Below are 21727 nucleotides of genomic sequence, written 5' to 3' on the forward strand. Positions count from 1 at the left end.
CCAGCGGCTAGGCGACGACCTCGATGACCTGGTCGGTGTCGAGGCGGGGGGTGTGCGGCGGGGCCGACTCGGCCGGGTCGAGCACCCCCAGGCGCAGGGCCAGGAACGGGTGGCCGATGCCACCCAGCATGCGGCGCAGTTCGTGGCGGGTGAACGGGATCTCCACCGGACCGCTCAGCGGGAGCAGGTTGACGGCCTTCTCGGTGGCGGCCAGCCAGAGGCGGCTCAGCGCCTCGCCGCCGCGCAACCAGTCGGCGGCTTCGTCACCCGTACCGTAGAGAACGCCGTAGGCCGCACCCCGGCCGTGCCCCTCGCCGGCCTTGAGTGTCCCGCTGGTCTGGAAATCGCGTTCGGCGACGGTGGAGAGCGGGACCTCCTCGGGCAGTACCGAGGCCGGGATGCCGGTGCCGTCCGGGCGTTCGCCGCCCACCCAGGTCGCCAGTTCGGCGCGCAGCCGCTCGTCGGTGTCCTCGGCCTTCTGCGCCCGGTCGACGGCCGCCGCCAGCTCCAGGACCTGGTCGGCGCCGAGCAGGTGCAGCGCGGCGCCACCCTGTTCGGTCTCGGTCACCAGGTGGCGCAGCGTCTCCTCGGGAACGGTCTCGTCGGTGACGATCCGCCGGTCGGTGCGCCGCACCCGCAGCATCTGGAAGTGCCGGGTGGCCTCCGCGGGCGCCGACTGCCGTCCGGTGATCCGGATCACCGCGATCGGGTCGCCGGCCGGCCGCTCCACCTCGTGCTCCCAGCCCTCGGCGGTCAGCGCCACCCGGGCGTGGTGCAGGGCGGTCCCGCAGCTCAGCAGCAGCATCCGGCCGTCCGGGTCCTGTTCGCGCAGTTGCCGCTCGGCGACGCCGTGCAGCTCCAGACGGTCGCCCCGGACCACCCAGCGCCACGGCTGGGTGTTGTGGATGGAGGGGGCGAACCGGGCCGCGTCCGCCGCTTGAGCCAATGCCCGTGCTTGTTCGCTCATGATTTCATCGTGCCCGGTACACGCCCGGTCATGTACGGCCTTTCGCCCCTAGGTCCTAGGCTTCGCGCATGTTCTCGATCTCTCTGGGTGGGGGCGCCGAGCTGCGTCCGCTGGAACCGTGGAACGCCGTCGAGTTTCTGGAACACATGGACCGCGCCCGGGCCACCGTCGACCCGTGGATTCCGTGGGCGAGTGTCAGCACCGACCTGCCGAGTGCCACGGCGACCCTCCAGCGGTACGCGGACAAGCGTGCCGCGGACACCGGTGGCCTGTTCGGCATCTGGCTGGACGGCACCCTGGTCGGCGGCACGATGTTCACCTCGTTCGACACCGGCTCCGGCAACTGCGAGGTCGGCTGCTGGCTGGAGCCGGCCGGCACCGGCCGCGGACTGATCACCACGGCGGTCCGGGTCCTGATCGACTGGGCGATCCGGGAGCGGGGCATGCACCGGGTCGAGTGGCTGTGCGATCCGGACAACACGGCCAGTGCGAACGTGGCCCGCCGGCTCGGGATGACCGCCGAGGGACGCAAGCGGGAGTCGTACCCCTGGCAGGGACGCCGTCGGGACACCGAGATCTGGGCGGTGCTCGCACCGGAGTGGTTGGCGGACAAAACAGTCTAAAAACCAGGCGTTGCGCGGGTCACACCCGTCCCGGCATGCTGTGGGCGTGCCGGAACGCATCGCCGAAGTCACCGCATTGCTAGCCGAGGTGCTGGCGCCGCGGGCCCCCCTCACCGTGATCGTGGACGGAGGTGATCCCGGCGCCGCCGCGGTGTTCGCCGCCCGGCTGGCCGCCGCCTTCCCGCCGGCCGCGCGGGCCTGGAGCGTCGACGCGGTCCTCGGTCTGAGCGGCCCCGGCCGCGGTGGCTTCGACTCCGCGCTCAACGTGCTCGAGCCGGCCACCGACCGGGTCCTGGTCTACCTGCGCGGCGGCCCCCGGCACCGGTTCGCCGAGGGCGACGGCGAGCGCCGCGCCCAGGTGGTGATCGACCACCGGGACCCGGAGTGGCCGGTGATCCGGCACCTGCACCCCGACCTCGCCGACCCCGACCGGTGGTATCTGTCGGAGAGCCGGGCGTTCTTCACCGCCCGGGCCGCGGGCTGGGACAGCAGGTTCGGCGACGACATCCCGCGATACACCGAAGCCGTCCGGCTGGCCGGCGTCCGCCCGGGGCAGGTCGTGCTGGACGTCGGCTGCGGCACCGGCCGGGCGCTGCCCCCACTGGCCACCGCGGTCGGGCCGGCCGGCCGGGTGTTCGGGTTCGACATCACCCCGGACATGCTGGACGTGGCCCGCAAGGCCGGCCGCGGCGACTGCGCCACCCTGGCGGTGGCCGACGCCCGCCGGCTGCCGGTCGGTGCCGGCAGCGCCGATGTGATCTTCGCCGCCGGACTGGTCCACCACCTGCCCGACCCCGCGGCCGGCCTGGCCGAACTGGCCCGGGCCACCCGTCCCGGCGGCACGCTGGTGATCTTCCACCCGACCGGGCGGGCCGAGCTGGCCGCGCGGCACGGGCGCACGCTGCGACCGGGCGAGCCGCTCAGCGAGGAACGACTGGGGCCGCTGCTGGACGGTTCCGGCTGGCGCCTGCGGTCGTACGAGGACGTCCCCGACCGGTTCCTGGCCCTCGCCGACCGCCGGTGACGGGCGGTTCTCGCCGATTTCATCGTCGCGTGCAAGGCTGACGGCCATGGGCATGGTGAGAGTAGTGGGACTGGTGCTGCATCCGCGGCGGGACTGCGGGTCGGCGGTCGACACCATCGTGCGCTGGGCGGCCGACCGGGACGTGACCGTCCTCGGACTGCCCGAGGAGATCACCCGGATCGACTGCAACGCGGTGCCGGTCTCCGCCGACGAGATGGTGGAACGGGCCGGGCTGCTGGTCAGCCTGGGCGGTGACGGGACCATGCTGCGTACGATGCGGCTGGTCGAGGGACGGAAGACGCCGGTGCTCGGGGTGAACGTGGGACGGCTCGGCTTCCTCGCCGAGGTGGACCTGCCGGACCTGCCCGAGTCGCTGTCGGCGATCGACGAGCACCGTTACACGGTCGAGTCGCGGACCGCGGTGCGGGTGGAACTGCCGGACGGCAAGACGGTCACCGCGTTCAACGACATCGCACTGGTCCGGGTGCCGGGACACGGTCTCGCCGCGGTCGGGATCCGGGTCGAGGGCCGCGGGTTCGTCAACTACGCGGCCGACGCGGTGATGGTCTCCACGCCGACCGGGTCGACGGCGTACAGCTTCTCGGCCGGTGGTCCGATCGTCTCGCCGAACGTGGAGGCCCTGATCGTCAGTGCCGCCGCCGCGCACTCGTCGTTCAACCGGTCCCTGGTGCTGGACACCTCCGAACACGTCGCCCTGGACGTGCTGCCGACCAGCGGGCGGCTCGCCATCGAGGTCGACGGGATCATCGAGGGCTACGCCGAACCCGGCGCCCGGCTCGAGATCCAGCCGCTGCCGGCCGCCGCCCAGGTGATCAGGTTCGGTCGCACCTCGTTCTACGAGCGGGCCCGCCGCAAGTTGCGGGTGGAGGGCAGCGCCCAGGTCGGTGCGGCCGACCCGGCCGAGGCGGTGGTGGTCGACAGCTTCGAGAGCCGGCGCTACGAGGTGCTGCTCGGCGGTGAGGTGGCCGGGTTCCTGCACTACGTCCGGCACGACGACCGGCTCGAACTGCTGCACACCGAGATCGATCAGGCCTTCTCCGGCCGGGGGCTCGCGAGCCGGCTCGCCGCGGCCGCCCTCGGCGACGCCCGGTCCCGTTCCCTGCCGGTCGTCGCCACCTGCCCGTTCGTGGCCGGATATCTGGAACGCCACCCCGAGAGCTGAGGACTTTCAAGCATGGGACACCCCGCGATCCTGACCGTCGACGACGACCCCTCCGTCTCCCGGGCCATCGCGCGCGACCTGCGCCGCCGTTACGGCGACAGGTACCGGATCGTCCGGGCCTCTTCGGCATCCGAGGCGCTCGACGCGCTGCGTGAGCTGAAACTGCGCGGCGGCCGGGTGGCCGTGATGCTCGCCGACTACCGGATGCCGCAGATGAACGGCATCGAGTTCCTCGAGCAGGCGATGGACCTGTTCCCGCACGCGCGGCGGGCGCTGCTCACCGCGTACGCGGACACCGACGCCGCCATCCAGGCGATCAACGTGGTCGACGTCGACCACTACCTGCTCAAGCCCTGGGACCCGCCGGAGGAGAAGCTCTACCCGGTGCTGGACGCGCTGCTCGACGCGTGGCAGGCGACCGGTGACAAGGAGATGCCGGACATCCGGGTCGTCGGCCACCGGTGGAGCGAGCCGTCGTTCCAGATCCGCGACTTCCTGGCGCGCAACCTGGTCCCGTACCGCTACTTCGGCGCCGACGAGCCGGAGGGACGCCGCCTGATGGAGGCGGCCGACGCCGGGCCGGAGGCGATCCCGCTGGTGGTGACCGCCGACGGGCGGGCGCTGGTCCGGCCGACCGTGCAGGAGGTGGCCCAGGCAGCCGGCCTGTCCACCAGCCCGGACCGGGACTTCTACGATCTGGTCATCGTGGGCGGCGGCCCGGCCGGTCTGGGCGCCGCGGTCTACGGCGGATCGGAGGGTCTCAAGACGCTGCTGGTGGAACGGCAGGCGGTCGGCGGGCAGGCCGGCCAGAGTTCCCGGATCGAGAACTACCTGGGTTTCCCGGACGGCATCTCCGGCGCCCAGCTCACCGACCGGGCACGCCGGCAGGCCGACAAGTTCGCCGCCGAGACGCTGAACACCCGGGAGGTCACCGGGCTGCGCACCGACGGCTCCGCGCACACCCTGATGTTCTCCGACGGCAGCGAGATCTCGTCGCGGGCGGTGCTGCTCTCGACCGGCGTCTCATACCGTCCGCTGCTCGCCGACGGCGTGTCCGGGCTGACCGGTTCGGGGGTCTTCTACGGCTCGGCGTCCACCGAGGGACCGGCGTGCGCCGGCACCGACGTCTACATCGTGGGTGGTGCGAACTCCGCCGGTCAGGCCGCGCTCTTCTTCTCCCGGTACGCCCGGAAGGTCACGTTGCTCGTCCGCGGCGACTCCCTCGAGGCGTCGATGTCGTACTACCTCATCCAGCAACTCGGGCGGATCGACAACATCGCGATCCGGACCCGGTGCGAGGTGGTCGGGGCACACGGCGACGGCCACCTGCAGGCGATCACCATCTGTGACAGCAAGGACGGCACGAAGGCCACCGTCGAATGCGGTTATCTCTTCGTGTTCATCGGGGCGGAACCGCGGACCGAGTGGCTCGGCGACGTGGTGGCCCGCGACGCGAAGGGATTCATCCGGACCGGCTCGGATCTGCTCGCCAACGGGGAACGCCCGCGGGGATGGGATCGCGACCGGGATCCGTTCTATCTGGAGAGCAGTGTCCCCGGCATCTTCGCCGCCGGCGACGTCCGGGCCAACTCGATCAAGCGGGTGGCCTCGGCGGTCGGCGAGGGAGCCATGGCCGTCGCGCTGGTCCATCGCTACCTGGAAGCGGAGTAAACCATGCCCGACACCGAGGAGATCCGGCTCGAACCGTGCGAGCCGGGCGCGCTCACCACCGAGGAACTGCGCGGTCTCTTCCTCTTCGAGAAACTCACCGACGACCAGCTCGCCTGGATCGCCGCACACGGCTGCACCATGCGGGTCCCGGCCGGTGGCCTGGTACTGCGCGAGGGCGACCCGGCCGAGAAGTTCTTCGTGCTGCTCAGCGGGACGATCGCGCTCACCCGGCGGGTCGGCGCCGACGACGTGGAGACCAACCGCACCGAGCAGCGCGGCGTCTACATGGGCGCCACCCAGGCGTACATCCGTGACGACGGGGTGCCCCGCACCTACATGCAGTCCATGCGGGCGCTCTCCGACAGCGAGTTCTTCGTGCTCTCGTCCGCCGACTTCGGCGCCCTGATGCGCGACTGGTTCCCGATGGCCATCCACCTGCTGGAGGGCCTCGCTCTCGGGATGCGCAGCTCGCAGGCGGCGATCGGGGAACGCCAGCGGCTGGCGGCACTCGGCGCGCTCTCCGCCGGCCTGATGCACGAGTTGAACAACCCGGCTGCGGCCGCCTCCCGGGCCACCGGTGCGCTGCGTCAGCGGGTCGCCGCGATGCGGATGAAGCTCGGCAAGCTGGCGGCCGGCAAGGTCGCCCCGGACCGGCTGACGGCCCTCCTCGAACTGCAGGAGGAGGTCATCGAACGGGCCGCGAAGGCCCCGGTGCTGACCGCGATGCAGACCGCCGACCTGGAGGACGAACTCGGCGACTGGATGGAGAGCCGCGAGGTCACCGCGCCCTGGGACGTCGCCCCGGTCTTCGCCCAGGGTGGCATCGACGTGGACTGCCTCGCCGAGATCGAATCCCGGCTGGCCTCGCCGGAACTGCTCGATCAGGCGATCCACTGGATCGGGTACGCCCTGGAGACCGAACAGCTGATGAGCGACATCGAGGACGCCACCAGCCGGGTGTCGTCGCTGGTCCTCGCCGCCAAGCAGTACTCGCACGTGGACCGGGCCGCGCACCAGTGGATCGACGTGCACACCGGCCTGGACAGCACCCTGGTGATGCTGTCCCACAAGATCGGCGACGGGGTACGCGTGGTGAAGGAGTACGACCGTTCCCTGCCGCAGATCCCGGCGCACCCGGCCGAGCTGAACCAGGTGTGGACGAACCTGATCGACAACGCGATCCAGGCGATGGAGCACACCGGCACGCTGACGATCCACACGTCCCGCGAGGGCGATCATGTGCTCGTCTCGCTCCGGGACACCGGCCCGGGGATGACACCCGAGGTGCGCAAACGCGTCTTCGAGCCGTTCTTCACCACGAAGCCGGTGGGGCAGGGGACCGGTCTCGGCCTCGACATCTCCTACCGGATCGTGACGAACGGGCACGGCGGTGACATCACGGTCGAGTCGGCGCCGGGGGACACCCGTTTCCTGGTCCGGTTGCCGCTCACCGAGCCGTCGTCGGCCTGATGCCGGTCAGGGGCGGTCGGCGATGCGCGGCCCGGCGATCAGCCTCCGAACGCTGACCCGGTCGGCACCGCCGTCCGCCTGATGAATTCCTCCGGCGTCTCCTCACCCCGCAACGGCTTGGGGGAGAGGGGCACCTGCTGTCATCCGGACGGCGGGCCGGTGTCCTCCGGGTCAGAGCAGGCCGCGGACGTAGGCGGCCTGGCCTGCGTGCTGGGCGTCGTCGTCGATGACGCTGACCAGGCGGACGGCTACCGTCACCGGGGGATCCCACGCCTTGTCGATGATGCGGTCGAGGTCGGGTTCGGTCAGGGACTCGAGGTAGCCGACCGTGCGTTCGTGGACCGCCGTGTAGTAGTCGATGAGCACGGTGTCGGATTCCGGAGCGACCGCGGCGACCTGCTCGGGCGTGTGCGCGTAACCGGTGTCGTCGGGCTCGGGCTCCAAGCCGAAGCGGGGCGCCCAGCCGCCGGACAGGTAGACCTGGTCCGTGCCGTCGATCATGTCGGTCAGGTGGTGGTCCTGTACCCGGGTCAGGTGCCAGACCAGCCAGCCGATCGGGTTCGCACCCGGGGCGGGCGCCCAGCGGAGCTGCTCGGGAGTGAGGCCGCGGACGGCGGTCTCCACCAGCTCGGGCAGCCGCCCGTGGGCCTCGATGAGGATGTCCTTCGCGTCCATGAAATCACCCTTCATGCAGAGAAACGATGTCCGACCTGAAAGTGGATCAGTCCGGACGATGACGCCGGGCCCGGACGGACCAGCCCAGAGGTGGACGATTCCGGGTGCTGGCACCGCCGGGCCCGGACGGGGCCAGCCCAGAGGTGAACAATTCTGGGTGCTGGCACCGCCGGGCCCGGGGTGGTTCGTTCCTTAGTGATCAAGCAGGTCAGTTCTCGGCGGAGGAATCGGACGAACCGGTGGAGCGGTTGGAGCTGTTGGAGTCGGAGTCGGTGGAGTTGGAGTCGGCGCCGCTCGAACCACTACCTGTCGAGCCGGTGTCGCTTCCACTGTCGGTCTGGTCCTGGCCGGAACCGCCGTCGGACGTCTCCTCCTCGGCGGGAGCCTCGGTCGGCTCGGTGGCCTCGGTCGGCTGCTCGGTCGGGCCGGTCTCCGCCGGGTCCGGGTCGGTGGTCGACTCGGTGCCGGGCTCGACCGTCTCCGTCGTCCCCGCGGTGTCGCCGGGTGCCGGAGTGGTCGTCTCGTCCGGGGACGGGGTGGTCTCCTCGTCGTCGGGCGAGCCGGAACCGGGATCGGACGAGTCCGACGAGTCCGACTGGAAGAGGATCGTCGGTGACCCGCTGTCCCGTCCGCTCGTGGCGTCCGCCGCCGAACGGCCCGCGAACAGTTCCGCCGCGGTCAGCGTGCCCATGCCCAGCACGAAGAACGCGCCCGCCACCAGTGCCACCCGCTTCCACCGGATCTTGGTGACCCCGGTCGAGGTGGATGCCGAGGAGTGGACGGCCCCGCCGGCGGCCGCCCCGGACACCACGGCACCGCCGGTGGAATCCGGAGAAGTGGAAGCCCCGGGAGCAGGCGCCCCGGAGACCGGAGCCGACGACGGTGAGACGTCGGCGGCAGCCACCACCTCGGGAGTGCCCACCGCGGCGGGCGCGGCGGTGAACGCACTCTGCAGGCGTTTGGTGCCCTTGTCGATCGAACGGTGGTAGATCTCGGTGCCCACCGAGCTGATCAGGCTTGCCACGGCGGCGCCGATGATGGTGCCGGCGACGCCGAGGAAGGATCCGACCACCGCTGCGGAGACTGCGGCGAGCGTTCCCGCGATGGTCTTGGGAATGTCGATACCGGACAGGAGCCGGGATTGCGCGTGGTCAGTCATGTGCCTCCTCTCCATCGCGCAAGCTCTCTGCCTTTACCTCACGGCCGGTCGTTAAACCGACCAGAACCTGACGGAGGGGGCGGAACTCGATGCCCTCCTCCGCCGTGATCTTGCGGCGGGCCAGGCGGCGGGTCCGCAGAATGCCTGCGACACCGATGGCGGCGACGGCGAACTGCACCGACATCGCGGCCCGGAAATCGGAGATGTGATAGTCGGCACTGCCGCCGGTGCGGGCGTCCAGGATCAGGCCGATCAACTCGATCGCGAGCAGCGACGCGACGAAACCGCCGACGTTGACGACCCCGGTCGCGGTGCCGAGGCGGCTCGGTGGGTTGAAGGTGCGGGCGAAGTCGAACCCGATCACCGAGCCGGGGCCGCCCAGCCCGATGGCGATCACCAGACCGATCAGCAGGGACATCGGCGCGCGGCCGGGCCAGGCGATCACCACGGCCCAGGCGATCATGTTGAGGGCGACGATGCCGAGGACCATCCACGAGCGCCGGAGCGGGTGCCGCTGGGTGAGCAGGCCGAGGAACGGGCCGGACACCATGCTGGTCACCACGAACAGGATGAGCAGTGAACTGGCCTGACCGCGGGTCAGACCCTCGCCGGCGATCAGGAACGGCACACCCCACATCAGCGCGAAGACCGTGCCCGTGAACTGGGTGGTGAAGTGGGTCCACAGACCGAGACGGGTGCCCGGGTGCCGCCAGGCCGCGCCGACCTCCGCGCCGAGATGCTGCCAGCTGATCGGCGGACCGCTGTTGAAGCGGCGTTCCGGGGTGTCGCGCAACGCGACGAAGATGACGATGGTGGCGAGGACCCCGACCCCGGCGGCACCGGCGAACGCGGTGGTCCAGCCGGGTCCGGCGAGAAGAGCAGCGAGGGGCACGGCCGAGAGCAGCTGACCGAACTGCCCCATGATGCCGGTGACCTGGGTCAGCACCGGCACCTGCCGGGCGGGGAACCAGTGCGGCACCAGGCGCAGCACGCTGATGAACGTCATCGCGTCGCCGGCGCCGACCAGAACCCGGGCGATCACGGCGCCGGTCACCCCGTCGGCGAAGGCCATCAGGGTCTGCCCGGCGGTCATGAACAGCGCGCCGGCCAGCACCAGGCGCAGTGATCCGAACCGGTCGAGGAGCAGGCCGACCGGGATCTGTAGAGCGGCGTAGACGAGCAGTTGCAGGACGGCGAACCCGGCCAGGGCACTCGCGCCGACGTCGAAACGGACCTGTGCGTCCAGCCCGGCGACGCCGAGGGAGGTCCGGTGCAGCACAGCGACGATGTATGCGGCGAGGCCCGCGGCCCACACCGCCCAGGCCCGGGCTCCGGGACGCAGCGGCATGGCTCGGCCTTTCGGATTCTTCGGGGGATCTGCCCCTTACCTTTCTCCGTGCCGCAGGTGACCTGCAACGTGCGCTCCCTCACGAGCAGACGAAGCACGAACGGACGGACGAACGGACGAACGGACGAACAACGAGCGGGCGAACAACGCGCGGACGCGTGGGATGAGCGGCCGAGGGCGGAAACAGCGCGGCCGGGCGGAAACAGCGCGGACGAAGGCGGAAACAGAAAGGTGGGGAGTGCGCACGCGCACTCCCCACCTGGAGAGGAGAAGGATCAGGCGGCGGGGATCGTCGACACCGGCCGCGCGTCACCCAGCAACGGGTCGATCTCGTACATCCGGGCCTCGGCCAGGTCGAAGAACATCCCGGTGATCCGGAGACGGCCGGCCGCCTCCGCGTCCTGCACGGTCGGATAGGTCCGCAGGTTGGCCAGCTGCTTGAGCACGTTGTCGGTGCAGCAGCGCTCCTCGTCGGTCACGTCGGTGAAGCCCACGTGCGAGTGCTCCAGCCATTCGCCGAGCGCCGAGCCCGGCCGCGCGGCCCCGTTCATCAGGGCCCGGACCGCACCGCAGCCGGAGTGGCCGCAGACCGTGATGGTGCCGACGCCGAGAACGTCCACGGCGTACTCGATCGCCGCCCCCACCGAGGAGTCCCCGGTGCCGTGCGCCGGCACGATGTTGCCGACGTTACGGACGCAGAACAGGTCACCCGGACCGCTCGCGGTGATCATGTTGGGGACCAGCCGGGAGTCCGCGCAGGTGATGAAGAGCTGCTGCGGGCGCTGTCCTTCCCGGGCCAGGGTGGCCAGATGCGGGCGGACCAGGGGCGCGACCGTACGCTCGAACTCCGCGATCCCGATCGCCATCGCGTCCCGGCGCTGCTGGTCCATGTCCTGCCAGCGGCTCCACGATCCGAGCACCCGCGGCGACCGTTTGCCGCTGCCGAGCCGCCCCGAGGTGGCTTGATGGAACCAGGAGTCGTGCACTTCGCGGATCTGGACGTGACCGCCGGCCCGCTCGTACCCCTCCTTCCATTCCCGGATCGTCTCGAAGGCACCGTGGTCGAGGTAGTCGAGGTGCAGTTCGACGTCGACGTCCGCCTCGGGCGGCAGTTCGCCGAACTCCCGGGTGAGCCGGGCCGACTCGACGAACGCCAGGGTGCCGGTGATCGTGACCAGCCACTTGCCGGGCGCGGTCTCGGTCCGGTGGATCTCCGAGCGGGTGAGCCGCCAGAGGATCATCAGGGCGGCGGTCACCATGCCGAGGGCCACCCCGGTGAGCAGGTCGACGAAGAGCACGCCGAGTGCGGTCACCACGTACGTGGGCAGTTCCCGGTGCCGTGCGTAGGTGCGGATCTGGGCCAGGCTGACCAGCCGGATCCCGACCACGATGAGCACCGCGGCGAGCACCGCCATCGGAATGGCCTCCAGCACGTTCGCGAAGAGCAGCACGAACGCCGCGATCCACACGCCGTGCAGGATGGCGGACGCGCGGGTCTTCGCCCCGGCCGCCACGTTGGTCGAGCTCCGCACGATCACTCCGGTGACCGGCAGGCCGCCGAGCAGGCCGGAGAGCGTGTTCGCGGCGCCCTGGCCGACCAGCTCGCGGTTGAGGTTGGCGCGCGGCCCGTTGTGCAGCCGGTCCACCGCGACCGCGGAGAGTAGTGATTCGACGCTCGCGACCAGGGCGATCGTCATCACGGCGACGAAGATCGAGCGGATCGGGGCGTCCGGCCAGACCGGGCGGATCATGCCGGCCAGCGGGTCGTCGGGCAGGTCGACCCGGGCCACGCCGTCGCCGATGAACATCGCGAGGACGGTCATCGAGGCCACCGCCACCAGCGCGGGCGGCAGCAGGGAGAAGCGGACGAGACGGGGCCAGAGGATCAGGATCGCCACGGTGAGGACGCCCAGCAGGGCGGAGGTGCCGTGGTGGGACACGATCTGTTGCGGCAGGTCGATCAGGTTCTGCCAGGCGGCGCTCTGTGCGGCGCCACCGAGCATGACGTGGATCTGGCTGAGGGCGATGGTCAGGCCGATGCCGGCCAGCATGCCGTGCACGACGGCGGGTGAGAGGGCCAGGGCCGCGCGGCCGAGGCGGGAGACGCCGAGCACGATCTGGACCAGACCGGCCATGGCGACGATGGCGGCGGTGCCGGCGAATCCGAATTCGGAGACGGCACCGGCCACGATGACGGTCAGGCCGGCGGCGGGGCCGCTGACCTGAAGGACGGAGCCACCCAGGGCTCCGGCGACGATGCCGCCGACGACCGCGGCGACCAACCCCGCCAGGAGCGGGGCCCCGGATGCCGCGGCGATGCCGAGCGACAGCGGGATGGCGATGAGGAACACGACGATGGACGCCGGCAAGTCCCGGCGCAAAGACTGCGTCAAGTCGGACATTTCGTAAATGTAGCTCAAGTGCGGTTAACGGGTGATTACCCACCCGCTCCTTACAGGTAAAACACAGCAAGTTAGGGTTATTCGCCCAGAAATCCGATAACGCCAATAATTACCGGAAACAACGACGAACGGCCGCGCGGCGAAACGCCGCACGGCCGTCGAAACGAGAAAGTGGAGGTCAGGCCTTCCAGATGTCCTGGTTCGCCTCGTACATCTCGCGCAGGATCGCCGGCACGTCGTACGTGTGCTTCCAGGTCGGGTAGTGCTCCTGGAACCGGGCCGTGTCGCTGATCCACCACTGGTGGTCGCCGGTCCGGTTCTGGTCGACGTACTCGGTGTTGGCGGGCACCCCGGCGATCTCGGAAGCGAGCGTGAACGCCTCCAGCACGCTGCAGTTCGAGAACCGGCCGCCACCGATGTTGTAGATCTCGGCGATCCGCGGCGCCTTGTGGAACGCCTCGAACGCGGACACCAGGTCACTGGAGTGGATCGCGTCCCGGACCTGCTTGCCCTTGTAGCCGTAGATCTTGTAGAGCCGCTGTTCCATGACACAGCGCATCACGTACGCGAGGAAGCCGTGCAGTTCCGCGGCGGAGTGACCCGGACCGGTCAGCGTGCCGCCCCGGAACACCGCGGTCGGCATGTCGAAGTACCGGCCGTACTCCTGGACCATCACGTCCGCGGCGACCTTGCTCGCACCGAAGACCGAGTGCAGGCTGCTGTCGATCGACATGGTCTCGTCGATGCCCTGATACCACTTGTGGTCCTCGGGCAGCTCCCAGCGGGTCTCCTGCTCGATCAGCGGCAACGAGTTGGGCGTGTCGCCGTAGACCTTGTTGGTCGAGGTGAAGATGAACGGCGCCGTGATCGAGTGCCGGCGGGTGGCCTCGAGCATGTTGAGGGTGCCGACCGCGTTCACGTCGAAGTCGGTGAACGGCTCCTTCGCGGCCCAGTCGTGGCTCGGCTGCGCGGCCGCGTGGATGACCAGGCCGACGTTCCTGCCGAGCGAGGCGAAGAGCTTGTCCAGCCCCTCGCGGTCGCGGATGTCGATGCTGTGGTGCGTGTAGCGGTCGCCGATCTCCTTGGTCAGCCGGTCCAGGTTCCACTTCGTGGAGCCGTCCTTGCCGAAGAAGTAACCGCGCATGTCGTTGTCGACACCGACCACGTCCATGCCCAGCCCGGCGAAGTGCCGGACCGACTCGGACCCGATCAGACCGGCCGAACCGGTGATTACGACGACGCTGCTCATCAGGACCTCCGAGTGGTGTGGGGCGCCACGGGCCGAGATTACACACGGCATGCATGTCCGGGATGGGGCGGTCGGCAGTGTCGCCCTTGTCATGTTCGGCGAGAGCAGGAAACGGGCACGTCACAGGTTCGCTACATCAGCTGGGAAGGCTTCCGTGATCCGGCCCGGCGTGAGACGACAGATGTGAAGGCGGTTCTTGATGACGGAGTCGCTCCAGGCGCCCACCACCCCCGCGCCCGACCTGGGCGCCCTCACTCTCGGTGTGGAGGAGGAGCTCCATGTGGTCGACCTCGGCACGCGGGAGCTCGTACCCCGCGCCCCGGAGATCTTGGATCGCCTGGACGGCGCCCATTTCTCGGCCGAACTGCATCGCTCCGTGGTGGAGACCAACACCCCGGTGAGCACCACCCTGGACGGCCTGCGCGACGGCATCGCCCAGCGGCGCAGCGCGGCGATCGCGGTCGCCGAGTCGCTCGGACTGGGGCTGGTCGCCTCCGGAACCGTGCCACTGGTCGATCTGGACACCCTGCCGGTGACACCCACCTCGCGGTATCACCGGATGCTCCACGAGTACCAGATGCTCGTCCGTGAGCAGCTGATCTGCGGCACCCAGGTGCACGTCGGCGTGCCCGACCGCGACGAGGCGGTGGCGGTCGCCCAGCGCGTCGCGCCCACCCTGCCGGTGCTGCTGGCACTCTCCACCAGCTCACCCTTCTGGATGGGCGAGGATTCCGGGTACGCGAGCGTCCGCTCCCTGGTCTGGATGCGCTGGCCCACCGCCGGCGACAGCGGCGTGCTGCACTCCGCCGCCGAACACGAGGCCCTGGTCAGCGACCTGATCGCGTCCGGGACGATCAGCGACCCGAAGATGGTCTACTTCGACGTCCGGCCGTCCGCGCACGTGCCCACCGTCGAGCTGCGGGTGACCGACGCCAGCCCGGACACCGAGACCGTGGTGCTGATCGCCGGTCTCTTCCGCGCGCTGGTGCTGCGCGCCCAGCAGGAGCACCGGGCCGGGGCGCCGCTGCCGCCGGCCCGTCCGCCGCTGCACCGGGCCGCGATGTGGCGGGCCGCCCGGTCCGGCCTGGAGGGTGACCTGCTCGACCTGCCCCGGTCGCCGGTTCCGGTGCCGGCCGCGGTCGCGGTGGAGCGCCTGGTCAACGAACTGCGCCCGCAACTGGAGGAACTCGGCGACTGGGACCAGGTGTTCGACCTGACCGTCCGGGCGCTGAGCCTGGGCAGTTCGGCGTCCCGGCAGCGGCGGGCGCTGGCCCGTCGCGGCCGGCTCTCCGACGTGGTGGACCTGCTGGTGGCCGAGACCCGCGGCGGCACCACCACGACGGCGACCGCCGATACCGCCGCGCCGGCGAAACTCGGCGCCTACCGGGCGGACGGCGACGAGGCCTTCCCGGGCGGGACGGTGGCTCCGGCGTACACGGGCATGATCTCGGTTCTCAGTGACCTGGGCGCGACCGGTCTGCGGCAGCGCGAGGACGCCCGCGACGAGGAGCAGCGGGCCCGCGGCATCACGTTCAGCGTGGCCGGCGAGGCGGCGACCCGGCTGTTCCCGTTCGACATGGTGCCGCGCATCGTGCCGGCCCGCGACTGGCAGCGGCTCAGCGAGGGCCTGATCCAGCGGGTACGCGCCCTCGACGCGTTCCTGAACGACGTCTACGGCGAGCGTGCCGTGGTCGCCGACGGCATCGTCCCGGAGTGGGTGATCAACGGGTCGCCGGAGCTGCGGGCCAGTGGTGCCCTGATCGGCCGCAAGGCGGTCCGCACCCAGGTCGCCGGGGTGGACCTGGTCCTCGACTCGGCCACCGGCCGCTGGTGTGTGCTGGAGGACAACCTGCGGGTGCCGTCCGGGATCGCGTACGCGATGCAGAACCGCCGCCTGACCTGGAGCATCCTGCCCGAGCTGCCCCGCCCGTCCGGCCTGCTGTCGGTGGAGGAGACACCGCACCTGCTCAAGCGGGCGCTGATCGAGGCGGCCGGCCCGTCCGCCGGGGACGACCCGGCGCTGGTGGTGCTCAGCCAGGGCCCGGACGACTCGGCCTGGTTCGAGCACCGGATGCTCGCCGAGGCGATGGGTGTCCCGGTGGTCCGCAGCGCCGAACTCTTCGTCGACGAGGGCCGGGTGTGGCGTCTGCGGGACGGCAAGAGGTACCCCGTCGACGTCATCTACCTGCGGATGGGCGAGGACAGCCTGGTGCACTCGCCGGGCGCGGACGGCATGCCGCTCGGTCCGAGCCTGGTGGCCGCGCTGCACGCGGACACCGTCGTGCTGGCCAACGCGCTCGGCAACGGCATCGGTGACGACAAGGCGGTGTACGCCTACGTCCCCCGTTTCATCGAGTACTACCTCGGCGAGAAGCCGCTGCTCGCCGACGTCCCCACCTATCTGTGCGGGATCGCGGAGCAGCGGACCGAGGTGCTGTCCCGCCTCGACGAGCTGGTCTGCAAGCCGGTCGACGGGTACGGCGGCGACCGGATCGTGATCGGGCCGCACGCCTCCGCGGACGAGCTGGACGCGCTGCGCCGGCAGATCCAGGCCGCCCCGCACCGGTGGGTCGCGCAGGAGGTGGTCAGCCTCTCCACCCACCCGGTCTTCGACGGTCACCGGCTCGCCCCGCGGCACGTGGACCTGCGGGCGTTCGTCTTCACCGGTACGAGCCGCTCGGTGGTGGCGCCGGCCGCGCTGACCCGGGTCGCCCCGGCGGGCAGCATGATCGTCAACTCCTCGCGGGGCGGTGGTTCGAAGGACACCTGGCTGCTCGGATAACCCGATTCAAGGAGGTCATGTTCATGTGCGGAATCGCCGGAGAGATCTGTTACGGCGAACGACCCGCGGACATCGACGCCGTCCGGAGGATGCTGCCCTGCATGGAGTCGCGGGGGCCGGACGGTGACGGGCTCTGGGACCGGGGGCGGATCGCCCTCGGTCACCGGCGCCTGAAGATCATCGATCTGTCGGAGAACGGCGCCCAGCCGATGACCGACCCGGAGCTGGGCCTGACCGTGGTCTTCAACGGCTGCATCTACAACTACCGGCAGCTCCGGGACGAGTTGCGCGGCCACGGGTACACCTTCTTCTCGACCTCGGACACCGAGGTCATCCTGAAGGCGTACCACCGGTGGGGCGCCGACTGCGTGGACCGGTTCCTGGGGATGTTCGCGTTCGCGATCGTCGAGCACGACAGCGGGACGGTGACGCTGGCCCGGGACCGGCTGGGGATCAAGCCGCTCTACCTGGCCGAGTCGCCGGGGCGCCTGCGGTTCGCGTCGACGCTGCCGGCGCTGCTGGCGGCGGGCGGGGTGGACACCACCATCGACAAGGTGGCGCTGCACCATTACATGACGTTCCACTCGGTGGTGCCGGCTCCGCGGACCATCCTCGCCGGGGTGCGCAAGCTCCCCCCGGCGACGGTACGCGTGATCCGAGCCGACGGGACGTCCACGGAGCGGGTCTACTGGGAGGCCTCCTTCACCCGCGAGATCGCCGCGACGGACTGGACCGAAGCGGTCCGCGAGAGGCTCCGGATCGCGGTCGAACGGCGGATGGTCGCGGACGTGCCGGTCGGTGTCCTGCTCTCCGGGGGACTGGACTCCAGCCTGATCGTCGCGCTGCTCGCCGAGCAGGGGCAGAACGGGCTGACCACGTTCAGCATCGGGTTCGAGGCCGGTGGCGGGGAGCGGGGCGACGAGTTCGAGTACTCCGACCTGATCGCCCGCAAGTTCGGCACCGAACACCATCAGATCAGAATCGGTCCGGACCGGTTCCTGCCGGCGGTGGACCGGACCGTGGCGGCGATGAGTGAGCCGATGGTCAGCCACGATTGCATCGCGTTCAACCTGCTCAGCGAGGATGTGGCAAAGCAGGTCAAGGTCGTACAATCGGGGCAGGGAGCCGACGAGATCCTCGCCGGCTACAGCTGGTATCCGCCCCTCGCCGGTGTGCCTCGGGAACAGGCCGTCGAGGCGTACGCGAAGGAGTTCTTCGACCGGCGACACGCCGACCTGGCCCGGCAGCTCAACCCCGGATGGCTGCCCGACACCGACGTCAGCAGCGAATTCGTCGCCGCGAGCTTCGGACGCCCGGGTGCCACCACCGCGGTCGACGCCGCACTCCGGCTCGACTCCCAGGTGATGCTCGTCGACGATCCGGTCAAACGGGTCGACAACATGACTATGGCGTGGGGCCTGGAAGCACGCGTACCGTTCCTGGATCACGAGCTGGTGGAGCTCGCGGCGGCCTGCCCGCCCGAGCTGAAACTGGCCCGCGACGGCAAGGGCGTACTCAAGGACGCGGCCCGTGGACTCGTCCCCGACGAGGTCATCGACCGCACCAAGGGATACTTCCCGGTGCCCGGCATCCGGCACCTGGAAGGCCCGATGCTGGCGAAGGTGCGCGACACGCTGCACGCCCCGGCCGCCCGGAACAGGGCACTGTTCCGGCCGGAGTACGTGGACGCGCTCCTCGCCGACCCGAACACCCCGCGCACCACGCTCGGGGCGAACCAGTTGTGGCAGCTCGCGCTGCTGGAGATGTGGTTGCAGGACAACGGAATCTGAGGAGGCCGGATGAGTGGTCAGCTCCATCGCGTCGACGTCACCGTGCTGCCGGTCGGCTGGCACAGTCCCGACCCGCGCATCGAGTCCGAGGTGGCCGGCAACTGGTCACCCAGTCTCTCGCCGGACGGGCGGCACGTGGCGTACGTCTCCGACCGGGGTGGTGTGCCCGCCGTCTGGGTGCAACCGGCCGGCAGCGAGCTGACCTTCCGGGTCGACACCGGACCGGAACCGGTGTCCGCGGTCCGCTGGTCCTCCGGGGGAGGCTGGCTGGCCTGCCAGATCGCCCCCGGAGGCGCGCCGCGCCACGAGATCTGGCTGGTCCGGCCGGACGGGACACAACTGCACCAGGTGGCCGGGTTCGGCACCGGCACGGCGGACAACATGCGCTGGCTGCCGGGCCGTCCGCTGCTGGCGTTCACCGAGAACCTGACGACGGCGGTGCTCGTCGACGCGGTCACCGGAACACGGGCGGTGGTCACCGACGGTGAGCTGGTCACCCTCCTCGACGTGGACCCGGCCGGGCGCTTCGCGCTGCTGCGGTACGGTCCCCGCGGGAGTCGCGACATCGTCCTGCGGGACCTGTCCACCGGCAGCGAGAAGCCGGTGACCAGTGGCGAACAGGCGATGTTCAGCCCGGGTGGCGGTTGCGTGTACGCGTTGAGCCTGGACGGCGAGTTCCCGTCCCTGCTGCGGGTCGCCGGAGACGCCGTCGAGGTGCTCGCCGGCGGCCCGGGTTCGGATCCCGGCCCGGGTTCGGATCCCGGCCCGGGTGACCTCGGTGCGGACGGGGCGGACGCTGATGGCGGGACCACCGACCCGGCCGGCGCCCTCGGCACGCTCTCCGGGGAGATCGAAACTTTTGCGGTGACGGCCGACGGGCGTACCGCAGCGGTTCTCTGGAACGTGCGCGGCGGTGAGTCGGAGGTCGCGCTGATCGGCCTGGACCACGACGGCGACCGCGTCCCGGCGGTGATCGCGCCGCTGCCCGGCCCGGTGGTCAGCGACCTCGCGTGGAGCTTCGACGGCTCGACGCTCGCGTTCACCGCCGAAGGCCCCGGACAACCGCACGGGGTCTGGACGTATGCGTCCGGGACGGTGTCCCGGGTGGCGGCGCTGCCCGCGGCGGACGACGCGGTCCGGCCGACGCTGCGGACCTTCCCGGCACACGACGGCCTGTCCCTGACCGGCTGGCTCTTCACGCCGCCGACACCCGGGCCGCATCCGACGGTGCTGTGGCTGCACGGCGGACCGGAGGCGCAGGAACGACCCGGCCACGGACCGTTGTTCCAGTCGCTGGTCAACTGCGGGATCGCGGTGTTCGCCCCCAACGTGCGGGGTTCCAGCGGTTTCGGCCGATCGTTCGTGGACGCGGACAACGGGGCGTTACGCTACGGGGCGATCGCCGACGTGCGGAGCTGCGTCGACTACCTGCGGTCGGCCGGTGTCGCGGGCCGCGTGGGCATCATGGGACGGTCGTACGGGGGGTACCTCACCCTTGCCGCGTTGACCACGTTCCCCGGGCTGTTCGATGTCGGGATCGACGTGTGCGGCATGTCCAACTTTTCCACGTTTTATCAGCACACGGAGCCGTGGATCGCGGCGGCGGCGGTCAGCAAGTACGGCGACCCGGTCCACGACGCCGACCTGCTCCACGACCTCTCCCCGATGACCCGCATCGACCAGTTGCGGACACCGCTGATGGTCGTCCACGGCGAGAACGACTCCAACGTCCCGCTGATCGAAGCCGAGCAGGTGGTGGCTGCCCTGTCCGCGCGCGGCGTCCCGCACCGCTACCTGCTGTTCCCCGGTGAGGGCCACGAGTTGCTGCACCGCGATTCCCGGGCGGTCTACCTCCGCGAAACGATCGACTGGCTCTCCACCCACCTGCTCCCCTGACCGCCCCTCAACGCATGTCGAGTTCGGGCGTGGTGTCCGCCCAAACTCGCCACACTCCCCAGCCTGTGTTGATTTGCGGCGTCCACGACGCCCAAATTCGCCACGCTGTTCGGGGGTGTGTTGAGTTTGGGCGTGGTGGGCGCCCGAACTCGCCACGCTGCTCGGGGTGTGTTGAGTTTGGGCGTGGTGGGCGCCCGAAATCGCCACGGAGTTTGGGGTGTGGTGAATTCGGGGGCTGTGGGCGTGTGAGGTCACCGTGATGTGGGTCAGCTGCGCCAACCTGCTGCCTCGAGCGCCGCGCGGAGTTGTCGGATGACGACTTCAGGCCGGGAACGGAGAAGCCCGGCCGGAAACCGGAGCACCCGGTCGCCTCTGATCCAGACCTCGTTCTGCCGGACCATGTCGTCGCTCCAGTGAGTGGCCTCCATGTGATGAGAACCGTCGATCTCCACGTGGAGGCGCCAAGCCTTCCAGTAGAAGTCGAGGAAGCGCTGTCGTCCGGATGAGTCGCGCCGCCTCTCCTGCCGGCTCGGGGAAGGGAAGCCGTACGTTCGGCACAGTTCGAGGAACTGCAGTTCGGAGAGGGCTTGACTGCCGCCGGCGACGTCGATCAACGTGCGATTGATCATGGAATGCCGGGGTGATCCGCGACGTGTCGCGAGAACGGCGAAGATCTCTTCGGGCGTCACCCGGCGCTGCTGACATGCCGCCGCGATGATCGTCCGGGCGGCGTCGGCGCTGGACGCCCACGAAGCGCCGTCGATGACAGCACGGGCCGTGATGACACGCGGCGGGCTTCCCACCTGGCGGTGTTCGTCCGGCAGGAATCGCGTACGGGTGATGCGGATCGGCGGCATGTCGGTCGGCATCCTGGGCAGGCGGGTGGACCGTTGACGTTCCGCGGGGACGAGAACACACAGCGCGCTTTCGCGAAGGCCGCGGACGCCGGACTCCAGAAGGGCTGTCGTTCCACTGAGCGCGGCGCCGGGGCCTGCCGCCAGGAAGGCCACCCACAGTTGCTGAGGCCGAAGCAGCCCGCCGTTGGTGGTCGCGACGATTCCGCGGCAGACGCGACGCCACCGGCCTGCGGTCAGACTGCCGCGGACCAGGTCCCGGCTGCCAAGGGCGGTCGCCTGAGCGGTGGTCAGGATGCCGGACTGCCGGAAGGCGGTCCATGTGAGCTCGTCGTCGTCCGGTCGGGGAGTGGCGGTCATCGGCACACGGTCGCAGGTCCGCCCGATCCGTGACGGGGCCCCTGTGGACAGCCGCCCACCGCGCCCGAAGTCACCACACCCCAAGCGGTGTGTTGATTTCGGGCGTCCAGCGCGCCCAAATTCAACACGCCTCCCAGGGTGTGGTGATTTCGGGCGTCCAGCGCGCCCAAACTCAACACGCCATCAGGGGTGTGGTGATTTCGGGCGTTCAGCGCGCCCGAAGTCAACACGCCTCCCCGGCGTGTGTTGAGTTTGGGCGCTTAATACACCCTGG

Annotated in this window: 15 protein-coding genes; 8 read left to right on the plus strand and 7 right to left on the minus strand. The window is 70.4% G+C overall.

Translation table 11 applies throughout. The features are described 5' to 3' along the window. Positions 1-7: 7 nt before the first annotated feature. On the minus strand, positions 8-967 hold the full coding sequence (locus QSK32_RS29645) for an Acg family FMN-binding oxidoreductase (protein WP_285473789.1): 960 nt from the start codon (positions 965-967) through the stop codon (positions 8-10). Positions 968-1035: 68 nt separating this feature from the next. On the opposite strand from QSK32_RS29645, the gene QSK32_RS29650 reads away from it, so the two are divergent. From QSK32_RS29650 to QSK32_RS29670, 5 genes are all read left to right on the plus strand, one after another. Continuing rightward, entirely contained in the window at positions 1036-1590 is a 555-nt protein-coding gene (locus QSK32_RS29650; RefSeq protein WP_285473790.1) for a GNAT family N-acetyltransferase, read from the plus strand. A 46-nt stretch (positions 1591-1636) separates the two neighbouring features. Beyond that, positions 1637-2614, plus strand: a complete 978-nt coding sequence (locus QSK32_RS29655; protein ID WP_285473791.1) for a class I SAM-dependent methyltransferase — start codon at positions 1637-1639, stop codon at positions 2612-2614. Positions 2615-2678: 64 nt separating this feature from the next. After that, positions 2679-3797, plus strand: coding sequence for an NAD(+)/NADH kinase (locus tag QSK32_RS29660; protein ID WP_245674072.1), 1119 nt, complete (start codon positions 2679-2681; stop codon positions 3795-3797). 12 nt (positions 3798-3809) lie between these two features. Then, positions 3810-5468, plus strand: a complete 1659-nt coding sequence (locus QSK32_RS29665; protein ID WP_285473792.1) for an NAD(P)/FAD-dependent oxidoreductase — start codon at positions 3810-3812, stop codon at positions 5466-5468. A gap of 3 nt (positions 5469-5471) precedes the next feature. Continuing rightward, entirely contained in the window at positions 5472-6938 is a 1467-nt protein-coding gene (locus QSK32_RS29670) for an ATP-binding protein (RefSeq protein WP_045744285.1), read from the plus strand. Positions 6939-7109: 171 nt separating this feature from the next. On the opposite strand, the gene QSK32_RS29675 is transcribed toward QSK32_RS29670, so the two are convergent. The 5 genes from QSK32_RS29675 to QSK32_RS29695 form a co-directional block, all read right to left on the minus strand. Continuing rightward, positions 7110-7613, minus strand: a complete 504-nt coding sequence (locus QSK32_RS29675; RefSeq protein WP_083449225.1) for a mycothiol transferase — start codon at positions 7611-7613, stop codon at positions 7110-7112. A 208-nt stretch (positions 7614-7821) separates the two neighbouring features. Beyond that, on the minus strand, positions 7822-8772 hold the full coding sequence (locus QSK32_RS29680; RefSeq protein WP_045744283.1) for a hypothetical protein: 951 nt from the start codon (positions 8770-8772) through the stop codon (positions 7822-7824). Then, the gene (locus tag QSK32_RS29685; RefSeq protein WP_045744282.1) at positions 8765-10120 is read right to left on the minus strand and encodes an MFS transporter; all 1356 of its coding nucleotides are present in this window, start codon (positions 10118-10120) and stop codon (positions 8765-8767) included. The genes QSK32_RS29680 and QSK32_RS29685 overlap by 8 nt, the downstream gene beginning before the upstream one ends. 275 nt (positions 10121-10395) lie before the next feature. Further along, positions 10396-12522 (minus strand): SulP family inorganic anion transporter, encoded by a 2127-nt coding sequence (locus tag QSK32_RS29690; RefSeq protein ID WP_045744281.1) that lies wholly within the window; start codon positions 12520-12522, stop codon positions 10396-10398. 178 nt (positions 12523-12700) lie between these two features. Further along, complete coding sequence (locus QSK32_RS29695; protein WP_045744280.1) at positions 12701-13771, minus strand: NAD-dependent epimerase/dehydratase family protein; 1071 nt, start codon at positions 13769-13771, stop codon at positions 12701-12703. Positions 13772-13970: 199 nt separating this feature from the next. On the opposite strand from QSK32_RS29695, the gene QSK32_RS29700 reads away from it, so the two are divergent. The 3 genes from QSK32_RS29700 to QSK32_RS29710 are packed head-to-tail and all read left to right on the plus strand — an operon-like array spanning position 13971 to position 20239. After that, positions 13971-16553 carry a carboxylate--amine ligase/circularly permuted type 2 ATP-grasp protein gene (locus tag QSK32_RS29700; RefSeq protein WP_045744279.1) on the plus strand — a complete coding sequence of 861 codons (2583 nt, stop codon included), beginning with the start codon at positions 13971-13973 and terminating at the stop codon, positions 16551-16553. A 23-nt stretch (positions 16554-16576) separates the two neighbouring features. Next, a complete protein-coding gene (locus tag QSK32_RS29705; protein ID WP_045744278.1) occupies positions 16577-18343 on the plus strand; it encodes an N-acetylglutaminylglutamine amidotransferase in 1767 nt (588 codons plus the stop codon). 9 nt (positions 18344-18352) lie between these two features. Beyond that, the gene (locus tag QSK32_RS29710; protein WP_285473793.1) at positions 18353-20239 is read left to right on the plus strand and encodes a prolyl oligopeptidase family serine peptidase; all 1887 of its coding nucleotides are present in this window, start codon (positions 18353-18355) and stop codon (positions 20237-20239) included. Between the two features lie 266 nt (positions 20240-20505). Here the strand turns inward: QSK32_RS29710 and QSK32_RS29715 are convergent, their stop codons facing one another. Continuing rightward, the gene (locus tag QSK32_RS29715) at positions 20506-21453 is read right to left on the minus strand and encodes an endonuclease domain-containing protein (RefSeq protein WP_285473830.1); all 948 of its coding nucleotides are present in this window, start codon (positions 21451-21453) and stop codon (positions 20506-20508) included. Positions 21454-21727: the final 274 nt, after the last annotated feature.

Origin of the sequence: Actinoplanes sp. NBRC 101535 (assembly GCF_030269225.1) — a bacterium.
GTDB lineage: Bacteria > Actinomycetota > Actinomycetes > Mycobacteriales > Micromonosporaceae > Actinoplanes > Actinoplanes rectilineatus.